This is a genomic window from Kitasatospora sp. NPDC094016 (genome assembly GCF_040304045.1).
Classification (GTDB): domain Bacteria; phylum Actinomycetota; class Actinomycetes; order Streptomycetales; family Streptomycetaceae; genus Kitasatospora.
In genome coordinates this window covers 1-4,094 of record NZ_JBEOUK010000094.1, presented here as the reverse complement: position 1 = coordinate 4,094, position 4,094 = coordinate 1, and the positions used below count along the sequence as shown (strand labels likewise).

Genomic DNA, 4,094 nt, shown 5'->3' with positions numbered 1-4,094 from the left:
GGCGCCGTCGTCCTCGTCGACACCCGCCGCCTCGCCGACTGCTTCCCCGCCCTCGACTACTTCGAGAACAGCGGACTCCCCTTCGTCGTCGCCCTAAACGGCTTCGACGGACACCAGCCCCACACCCCCGACGAGGTCCGCGAAGCGCTCCAGCTCAGCGCCGAGACCCCGGTCGTCACGCTCGACGCCCGCCGCCGCGACAGCGCCAAGAGCGCTCTCATCACCCTCGTCGAGCACGCCCTCCTCGCCCGACTTCGATGACGGGCCGGACATCCGGAGCCCGGGGGCCGTCGGCGTGACGGCCCCCGGGGCGGAGCCGCTACCGGCCGATGTCCTCCAGGGGCATCGCGCAAGACCCGCTGTATAAGCAGCGGATAACAGTTCGGTAGGCATTTTGTGATCAACAGTGACTCTGCGTGGTGAACTAGCGTCACTCAGCGCCAGAAGACCACGGTTTTGCTCCGTCATGTCGGTGAATGTCCCTATTGCGCCGACGCGGGGGCCATCCTGCGGCTGTTTGTCCCCCATCCCTGCACGTGCTGAAATTCCAGCTACCCCTGAAACCCTCGCGCCGGCCCACCGGTGACGGGCCAGGGCCCGGGGGTAGCGCTGGATTGATCCATGGCCGACAGTCGGCCGAGAGGTAGTTGTCGAGTGAGGCGTAAGCAGCAACCCGCCCCGCAGCGGCGCTCCGAGCCCCGCCGGAGCGAGCCGAACGGTACCGCAGCGGACCCGGCCGGATTCTCCGCTTTCACCCCCACCGAGGAGCGCTCCCAGGCCTCCCCGGCCCCGCAGCCCCCGGCCGCGTCCACGGAACCCCGCAGCGGCGGTCCGGACGGCGACGCCTCCAAGCGGTACGACTTCCTCCGCCCGCGCAACTGGCGCGTGCCGACCCGTCTGATCGCGATCCTGCTGATCCCCGTGATCATCAGCCTCGTCTTCGGCGGCCTCCGCGTGAACACCTCGGTCGACGGCTACATCAAGGCCTCCCGCGCCGAGAAGACCGCCGAGCTCGCCAAGGCGGCCACCGAGCTCGCCGAAGCGCTGGAGATCGAGCGCGACACCACGCTGATACCCCTGCTCACCAAGCAGGACCCGGACGGCAAGGTCGCCAAGATCCGCGCCAGCACGGACGCCGCGCTGAAGGCGTACGAGGCGGCCTACGCGGCCTCCGACAAGTCCGGCGAACTCCCGCGCCGCCACGAGGCCTTCCAGGCCCTGGTGGTCGACCTGCCGCACCTGCGGTCCAGCGCGTACGGCGCCGAGCTGTTCGCCGGCGCCACCGTCAACGCCTACTCGGTGATGTTCGCCCCGCTGCTGTCCTACGACAACTCGGTCGGCATCGGCTCCAGCAACGCCGCCAGCAAGGGCCGCGCGATCTACGCGATGTCCCTCGCCAAGGCCTCCGCCTCGACCCAGCGCGCGCTCATGCTGCACCTGCTGGTCGGCATCTCGCAGAACGCCACCACCCGGTTCGAGAACGCCGACGTGATCCAGCAGATCCTGGTGGCGGAGCGGCTGGAGCAGGTCTCGCTGACCGAGTTCAACACCGGCAGCGCCCCCGAGGACGCCCGTAAGTACGCCAACGCGCAGGTCGCCCAGGCCGCCGCGCAGGAGCGCTCGGCCTACAAGATGCCGAACGGCACCGCGCCCTCCATGCAGACCCTGCTCTCCCTCGGCGCCGCCTACAGCCAGGCCGCCGCCGAGGGCCAGAGCAAGGGCAAGGCCGCCGCCGACCAGGCCTACAAGGAGGCCAAGGACTCCGGTCTCACCCCGGAGAACTGGAACCAGGCCGCCAACACCCACATCCAGGCCCTGCGCGACACCGAGGTCCAGCTGCTGAACGACGTCCTCACGGACTCCCGCGGCCTCAAGGACAACGCGCTCTACGACGCCATCCTCAACACGATCATCGTCGTCGCGGCGCTCATCCTGGCCGGTCTGCTCACCGGCTACGTCGCCCGCTCGATGATCCTCGGCATGCGCACCCTGCGCAGCGCCGCCCTGGAGATCGCCGACCACCGCCTGCCGGACCTGGTCGAGAAGCTCTCCAAGACCGACCCCGACCGGGTCGACACCTCCGTCACCCCGATCCCGCTGCACGGCAAGGACGAGATCGGCGAGGTCGCCCGGGCGTTCGACCAGGTCCACCAGCAGGCCGTGGCGCTCGCCGCCGAGCAGGCCCTGCTGCGAGGGAACGTCAACGCGATCTTCACCAACCTGTCGCGTCGCAGCCAGGGCCTGATCCAGCGCCAGCTGGCGCTGATCACCGACCTGGAGAACAACGAGGCCGACCCGGACCAGTTGGAGAACCTCTTCAAGCTGGACCACCTCGCCACCCGTATGCGCCGCAACGGTGAGAACCTGCTCGTCCTCGCGGGCGAGGAGGCCGGCCGCCGCTGGAACACCCCGGTCCCGCTGGTCGACGTGCTCCGCGCCGCCTCCTCCGAGGTGGAGCAGTACGAGCGCGTCGAGCTGTCCGGCATCCCGGAGGTCGAGGTCGTCGGCGCCGCCGTGACCGACCTCGTCCACCTGCTCGCCGAGCTGCTGGAGAACGCCACCTCGTTCTCCAGCCCGCAGACCCGGGTCCTGGTCAACGCGACCCGCCTGCCGGACGGCCGGGTGCTGGTCGAGATCCACGACAAGGGCATCGGCCTCACCGCCGACGACTTCGCCGAGATCAACGAGAAGCTGGCCGAGCCGCCCACCGTCGACGCCACCATCTCCCGCCGCATGGGCCTGTTCGTGGTCGGCCGGCTGTCCCAGCGGCACGACGTCCGCGTCCAGCTCCGCCCGTCCGGCGAGTCCGCGGGCACCACCTCGCTGGTCATGATCCCGCCGTTCATCACCCGGTCGGGCGCCGCGCCGGAGCCCGAGGAGCAGTTCACCGTCTCCCGGATCTTCGCCGAGCAGGAGCCGACCTCCCAGTGGGCGCCGGGCGGCCAGCCGCGCAGCGCCGCCGAGCTGGGCTTCGACGACCACCTCACCGGCACCGGCAACGCCGGATCCAGCGGCTTCAGCCCGGCCCTGGAGGCCGTCCAGCGCTCGCAGCGCCTCGACCAGGTCCGTCGTGCGGCCCTGGAGAGCGGCCCGCACGACGGCGAGCCGCCGGTGCTGGACGCCGAGGTCGAGGAGGAGTACCAGCAGGGCTACGACCAGTACGCCCCCCAGGGCTACGAGCAGCAGTCCGGCTACGCCGACGACCAGTACGGCTACCAGCAGGACGAGTACGGCCAGGACCAGTACGGCCAGTACCCGCAGCAGGGCTACGACCAGTCCGGCTACGCCGACGACCAGTACGGCCACCAGGACTACCAGGGCGACGGCTACCAGGGCTACCAGGACGGCTACGCCGACCAGTACGGCCAGCAGGCCGAGGAGGCCCCGGCCGGCCACCCGTACGCCCCGGAGCCGCCCGCGCTGCCCGCCGCCGAACCCACCGCCACCCTGCCGTCCGGGCTGCCGCAGCGCCGCCCCGGCCAGCAGCTGGCGGGTGGCGGCTTCGGCGCCCCGACCGCTCCGGCGGACGGCGGCTCCGGCGGCGAGACCCCGAACTGGTTCGCCGGCGCCAAGGACACCTCGGCGGTCGACGAGCCACGCGGCCACGACGTGTCGGCGCTGGGCGGCTACGGCCCGACCGGCCCGACCAACTCGCCCTGGCAGTCGCCCAACGACGGCGCCTGGCAGCAGGCCGAGCAGACCCGCGAGCCCGCCTCCGGCGGCACCACCGGGGCAGGTCTGCCGCGGCGCGTGCCCAAGCAGAACCTGGTGGCCGGGAACGCCAAGCCCACTCCGCAGGAAGGGCCGCAGGTCTCCCGCAGCCCCGAGGAGGTCCGCGGCCGGCTCACCAACCTGCGCCGCGGCGTGGAGCAGGGCCGCAGTGCCGGTAACACCGGAAGCTTCCGGATCGACCCCGATCAGGTAGACCCGTCCGGCAACGGACAGAACCGAAGCACCGATCTCTTCGGCGGCTCGAACCACCAGGAGCGTTGAGTTGACTCAGATGAGCCAGGCCGCACAGAACCTGAACTGGCTGATCACCAATTTCGTGGACAACACCCCCGGGGTGTCCCACACCGTGGTGGTCTCCGCCG

The 4,094-nt window shown here is 71.1% G+C and carries 2 protein-coding genes and 1 pseudogene; all 3 read left to right on the top strand.

Annotated elements, in window-relative coordinates; all coding sequences use genetic code 11:
• Positions 1–261: ATP/GTP-binding protein (locus ABT015_RS37770; protein ID WP_350887847.1), on the top strand; the 261-nt coding region annotated here is incomplete at its 5' end.
• A 393-nt stretch (positions 262–654) separates the two neighbouring features.
• Positions 655–3,993 carry a nitrate- and nitrite sensing domain-containing protein gene (locus ABT015_RS37765; RefSeq protein WP_350887844.1) on the top strand — a complete coding sequence of 1,113 codons (3,339 nt, stop codon included), beginning with the start codon at positions 655–657 and terminating at the stop codon, positions 3,991–3,993.
• A gap of 10 nt (positions 3,994–4,003) precedes the next feature.
• Positions 4,004–4,094 (top strand): annotated as a pseudogene (locus ABT015_RS37760) (roadblock/LC7 domain-containing protein); the annotation flags it as partial.